Consider the following 5,497-nt stretch of genomic DNA (forward strand, 5'->3'; position numbering starts at 1 on the left):
GCCCTGGTCCTGTGGCTCCGCGAACCCACCGGGTGATCATTTGTCAGACAGGCCCTAGGGCGCGCGTGGTGCCTCGGTGGAGTTCGACGGCGGCGGCCACCTCACCGGTCGGCGAGACGGCCGCCGCCGTCGAGCGATTGCTCAGGAGCCGTCAGCAGACCGGGACGCCCGGCAGCTGGGCGGCGGGATGGTCGATATAGATGTTGGAGATGAAGCCGCCCTGGTCACGGAGCTTGCTCCACCAGTTGTTCGTGTAGCCCTCGGCGGTGACGGTGCTCCCCTGCTTCTGGCACACCACCACGACATTGGTCGGGCCCGCGAGAACGGTGACCACCGGCGAGGTCAGATAGGCGTCCGCCCTGACCCGGATGTCCGAACCCCAGGTGCGGAAGTTGCTGCCGCCGCCACCGCAGCCGTTGTCGCTGGTGAGATACGACTGGTTGTACTGGGAGGGATAGGGCAGTCCCACTCCGTTGATGACGATGTTCTGGCCCGCGCCGTTGAGCAACTGCTCGTAGTGGATGTGCGGGCCCGAGGAGTTGCCGGTGGTTCCGGTGACACCTATCTGCTGGCCCTGGGCGACCACGGCACCGCTGGGCACCGAGTACGAGGCCAGATGGAAGTAGTAGGTCTGCCAGCCGCCGCCGTGGTCGATGACGATGTAGTTGCCGGCGCCACTGGGCTGGGACATCCGGGTCGCCGTGCCGGTGGCGGAGGCCAGGACGGGTGTCCCTCCGGTCGAGCCGCCGTCGGCGCGTACGAAGTCCAGCGCCCGGCGGACCTCGGCGGAGTGGTGGCTGAGGGTCCACCGCTGGCCGCACGGATAGGGCGCCTTGAAGTTCGGGGCCGCGAGCGCGCTGTTCTGACGGGCCTGGGGCTGGGCCCGGGACTCGAACTGAGGCTGGAGCTGGGACTGCGCCTGGGCGGGAGCGGACGTGAGACCGACGAGCGCGAAGAGCGCGGTGACAAGGACGGACCACAGCCGTCCACTGGGCGTACGCATGGGGAGTGCTCCTTTGCCGAGCCGGGTGATCCGGGTGATAAGGAGTCGCGGCGCGTTCAGCACTGGTTCAGCACTGAGGGACGCCCGGCAGCCACTGCTCCGGCACATCGATGTAGATGTTGGTGATGTAGCCGCCGTAGTCCGGCAGATAGGACCATGCGTCATTGGTGATGCCGTCGACGGTGATCCGCTGGCCGTGGACCTGGCAGCTGACATTGACCTGAGTGGGCCCGGCCAGCCGCGCCACCTCGGGCGACGCCGTGGTGGCCTGCTGACGGATACGTACGGCGGTGCCCCAGGTGGGGAAGGACTTGCCCGTCTGCGGACCGGTCCACAGATAGGTGACGGTCACCCAGCCGTTGTCCCTCAGCCCGACATTGGCGAAGGTGCCGTCGGCGAGGTCGATCCCGGCCGGGTTGAGCACCCGCCGGCCCGAGCCGTCGAGGCCGCCGTTGTAGCCGTTCTCGTACGCGGCCTGGGCCTCCGGCTTGCCCTGCGGCAGATCCTTGAAGCTCTCGCGGACCGAGGAGGGATTCCAGTAGTCGTCCCGGATGTTCCACGGGCCGACGTCCCAGACCGGCGCGGTCTCGCACCGGGCGGGACCGCAGACCTGGACGGAGTACTGACCGCTGCCGTTGGGCGACAGGCCGCGTCGGGAGGGCAGGGCGACGAAGTGGTCGTTCGGCTGTATGACATGGCCGTTGGCGGTCGTCCCGCCGACGAGCCCTTCACGGGTGGCGAAGACCCGGGCACTGAAGGCGGCCGCGGCCCGGGGCGTACGCGGCTCGGGGCCCTGGTCCGCCGTCAGCCGTAGTCCCCGGACCCGTGCCTGTCCGTCCTTGTCCCAGAGCGTGATCCGGGCCTGGACAGCGACGACGGTACGAGGCAGGGCCACCGCGCTCGCCTCCGGGCTCGTATCCGCCTCGCGCCACTCGGTCCAGGAGCCGTCCTCGGCGCGCCCTCGGACATCGACCGCGACCCGCGCTCCGGAAGGGACCTGGGCGGAGAGCTCGGCCCGGACGCGGTTGACGGGACGGCCGAGCGTCCTGGGCGCGAGGACCTGGGAACCGTATCCCGCCTCACTTCCCACGGCCGTGGAGCGGAAGTCCCGCTGACGGATGGTGAGGGCGCCCTGGCCGTAGCGCACGTTCACGTCGTCGGCGTCGACGCGGGAGAGGTCCGCCCGCCAGGAGATCTCCCCCGACGCGGACGTCTCGCCGGACGCTACGCGCGTGGAATTTTGAGTGTCGGCCGCCCCGGCGGGCTGCGCGGTCACCGTCAGTCCCAGACAGACGAGTGCGGATAGGACTCCGGTCAATGAACGGTGGAGCTGCCGTCTCTGGCGCATCGCGTGTCTCTCTCGTTCCGGGCCGGGCAAGTGCCTTCCCATGACGCACGCGGGGGACAGTCCGGCGCAGGGTCTGGTGAACGGGCAGCGCCGGAGCGGCGCGGCCTGGCACACCGTAGCGATCCCGCCATGTCCACAACAAGAGTTCGCCGGGACCTTCACGTGCGGACGGGCCCGTTCGCCACGGGCCCGTCCGGACGGCATTTCCGTCAAAGGGAGTTCATGTCCTGGTCAGACGGAGTCGGCACCGGAGCGGCGCCTGAACCACCAGACGCCGCCGACCAGTGCGACCACGACCACCACGCCAAGTCCGATGAGCAGCAGGGGACTTGTGCCGTCGTCGGTCGCGGCTGCCGTGTCGGCGGCAGCATCGGAGGAAGCCGGAGAGGTGTCGGCCGAGGGTCCCGTCGTGGCCGGCTCGCTCGTGGCCGGAGTGGACGGTGCGGCCGTGGTGGGCTCGGCGGCCGGGCTCGGGCCGACCGGCTTGGCTCCCGGCGCCGCGGGCTTGAGCGCGAGCGTCGGCGCGGGGCTGCCGTGTCCGCCGTCCGCGGGCTCCTCCAGTTCGATCCACCGGTCGACGCGGCCGTCGCTGTAGGTCTGGAGAGTCTTGAACGCCAGGGACTCGGCGTCCGGAAGCTGTCGTACGGTGACGGTGTACGCGGCGTCCTCACCGGCGGCGATCGCCGGCCCGGAGACGGTGTAGCCCCGCGCGGTGGCGGCGAGCCGCCAGCCCTTGGGGCCCTTCCCGTAGGTGATGTCGGCGGGCGCGATGCCGTCGGGCAGAATCACTTCCAGCCCGCTGATCCCGGCCTTGTCGGATTCCGTCTCGGCGGTGAAGGCGAGAGTGACGTTCTCGGCGAGGGCGGCGGCGCCCTCCGCCTCGACCTCCACATGGGCGGACGCCGGAGCGGCGAAGGCGACCGAGGCCGCGAGCACGGCCGCGGTGAGGACGGAGAGACGGCGCACGGCGGACGCCGGAGCGGTGGTACGGAACACGGATGACTCCCATGGTGATGTGGGGCGGTACGGGCACGCCGGAGCGCACCCCGAGCTCAGAAGGCGGAGGCGAGCTCCGGCGGCGGGCCTCGACGTACCACCGCGTGCGCCAGTACCAGGGAATTGTGCGGAGGCGGCTGCGCGCGCGTTCTGACGGCGCGCAGGGCGCGGGGCACGGACGGGAACAGCCGCGCGGGAGCGCGCCGTACGAGCCGTACCAGCAGCTCGCCAAGCACACCGCCCACGCGCTGACCGACGGCGAGGCAGGCCGCGTCCGCGCGCTGGAGGCACCAGGCCACCAGCAGGGCCGCGAGGGCATGGGCGGCCGTCATGGCGAGGCCGTGGCGCCCGGCGTGCCACGCCTCGTGCGTTCCGTGCGCGGCGCCGTGGCCCGCGATGTTGTGCGAGGCGGGCGCGCCCTGGGCCGAGGCCCGTACGAGCCAGAAGTGCAGGGCCAGTTGGGCCGCGCCGGTCGCCGCGATCACCGCTGGCAGCGGCAGCGGCCACGACCGTGACCGTAGCTGCGGAGGCGGTGGCGATATGCGTACAGCCCCCAGGGCAAGGGCGAAGAGCGCCACAGCGGCGAGCGGCACGGCCCGCCAGGGCACCGGGTGACCGGAGACCACATGGTGTCCCGTGACCGCGAGCACCACACCCGTCACGGTGAACACCGCCGCACGGGCGACGCCCACCGGCGCGCGGGACCCGGACACTCGACCGGTCAGGCGCGCGGTGTGGGGGCGGTGGATCCACGGACACGACATGGCCGGCCCATCATGGAGCATCGCCGGGCCGTCGGGCCGGGACTTCCGGAATCCGGTCATCCACCGGCCGGTTCCGCCGCCGCGCCACCACCGCGCCGCCGAGTGCCGCCCGACAACCGGCCACCGCCCCCTCCCCCCGATGCCGCCCATTGGCCGCCTCCTGCTCGCGGACATCCCGCACGGCACGCATGGTCGATCTGTGTCCTCGCAAGGAGCGCTGGGCCGTGTTTCAGAAGTGGCGTCGTCCGCCCGCGGGGCAGAGGGGACTTCTGAAACACGGCCTGGATCTGAACCGGTGAACGGAGCCCGCCATCTCCTCCGCACAGCACACCTCGCCCTCCTTCGGTCCGGGCCCGGAGGCCACGCTCGGGACGCCGGCGCGGTGCAAGCAGCCGTCGTCGCGTCACACGATCGCCCTCGTCCTCGCCCCGTTCGCCCTGGCGCTGCTCCTCGGACTGTGGGGGATCGACCGTCGGAACACGCTGTGGGGCGACGAGGCGGTCACCTACGAGATGGCGCACCGGAGCGTCGCTCAGATCTGGCACACGCTGGGCCATGCCGACGCCGTGCACGGTCTCTACTACCTGCTGATGCACGGGGTGTTCGCGCTCTGGGACGGCGGTGAGACGGCGCTGCGGCTGCCGTCCGTCCTGGCGGTGGCCACGGCCGCGACGGGTGTCACGCTCATCGGGCGGATGCTCGCCGGGCCGCGCGCCGGAGTGCTGGCCGGATTGACCTTTCCGCTGATCCCGACGGTGCAGCAGTATGCGCAGGAAGGGCGTTCGTACGCGCTGGTGTGTGCGCTGATCACCTGGAGCACCTGGCTGCTGCTGACCGCGATCATCAGGCGAGGCGGGCTCCGCTGGAGCGCGTACGCCGCCGTCCTGCTGACCGCCTGTCTGCTCCATGAGCTGGCGGTCGTGAGTCTGCTCGCCCATGGCGCGACGGTGTTCCGCTCCGGGCTGCAGCGCGCGGTGATCCGGGCATGGGGCATCGCGGCCGGATGTGTGGCCGTCGGGCTGCTTCCGCTCGCGGCCTTCAGCACCACGCAGGCCGAACAGGTCGACTGGATCGGCTTTCCCGACCTCTGGCAGACGACACGCTTCGTGGCGGCGGCGCTGCTGGGCCTGCTGTGCGCCCGGGTGCTGGGCCGCACCGAACCCAACGCGGGACGACCGGTCGAGCTGCGGACGCTCGCGCTCTCCCTGCTGATCCTCCCGACCGTACTGCTCATCCTGCTGACGCCGGTACGGCCGCTGTACGTCGACCGCTATGTCCTCTCGTACACCATCGGCCTCGCCCTGCTGATCGGCGCGGCGCTCGACCGGATCCGGCGCGAAACCACCCGCGCCCGCGCCCGCGCCCGCGCGCTGCGCGGCGCCGTGA

General features: G+C 71.5%; 4 protein-coding genes and 1 pseudogene. 1 reads left to right on the forward strand and 4 read right to left on the reverse strand.

Features of this window, described 5'->3' with window-relative positions; all coding sequences use genetic code 11:
• Positions 1–151: 151 nt before the first annotated feature.
• The 4 genes from GA0115259_RS15200 to GA0115259_RS15215 all read right to left on the reverse strand — a co-directional run bounded on the left by GA0115259_RS15200 (position 152) and on the right by GA0115259_RS15215 (position 4,039).
• A complete protein-coding gene (locus tag GA0115259_RS15200; protein WP_093596517.1) occupies positions 152–1,003 on the reverse strand; it encodes a M23 family metallopeptidase in 852 nt (283 codons plus the stop codon).
• A gap of 67 nt (positions 1,004–1,070) precedes the next feature.
• Positions 1,071–2,351 (reverse strand): hypothetical protein, encoded by a 1,281-nt coding sequence (locus GA0115259_RS15205; RefSeq protein ID WP_237540014.1) that lies wholly within the window; start codon positions 2,349–2,351, stop codon positions 1,071–1,073.
• A gap of 231 nt (positions 2,352–2,582) precedes the next feature.
• Positions 2,583–3,347, reverse strand: a complete 765-nt coding sequence (locus GA0115259_RS15210; protein ID WP_093596524.1) for a DUF1775 domain-containing protein — start codon at positions 3,345–3,347, stop codon at positions 2,583–2,585.
• A gap of 56 nt (positions 3,348–3,403) precedes the next feature.
• On the reverse strand, positions 3,404–4,039 hold the full coding sequence (locus GA0115259_RS15215) for a hypothetical protein (RefSeq protein ID WP_141716572.1): 636 nt from the start codon (positions 4,037–4,039) through the stop codon (positions 3,404–3,406).
• Positions 4,040–4,623: 584 nt separating this feature from the next.
• Between GA0115259_RS15215 and GA0115259_RS15220 the strand changes: the two are divergent.
• Positions 4,624–5,497, forward strand: a pseudogene (locus GA0115259_RS15220) (hypothetical protein); the annotation flags it as partial.

The sequence above is a fragment of the Streptomyces sp. MnatMP-M17 genome (assembly GCF_900091995.1).
GTDB lineage: Bacteria > Actinomycetota > Actinomycetes > Streptomycetales > Streptomycetaceae > Streptomyces.

What these genes read in the sequence shown, in the direction of transcription:
- GA0115259_RS15200 (WP_093596517.1), bottom strand. Translation starts at nt 1,003, where the DNA reads ATGCGTACGCCCAGTGGACGGCTGTGGTCCGTCCTTGTCACCGCGCTC.
- GA0115259_RS15205 (WP_237540014.1), bottom strand. Translation starts at nt 2,351, where the DNA reads ATGCGCCAGAGACGGCAGCTCCACCGTTCATTGACCGGAGTCCTATCC.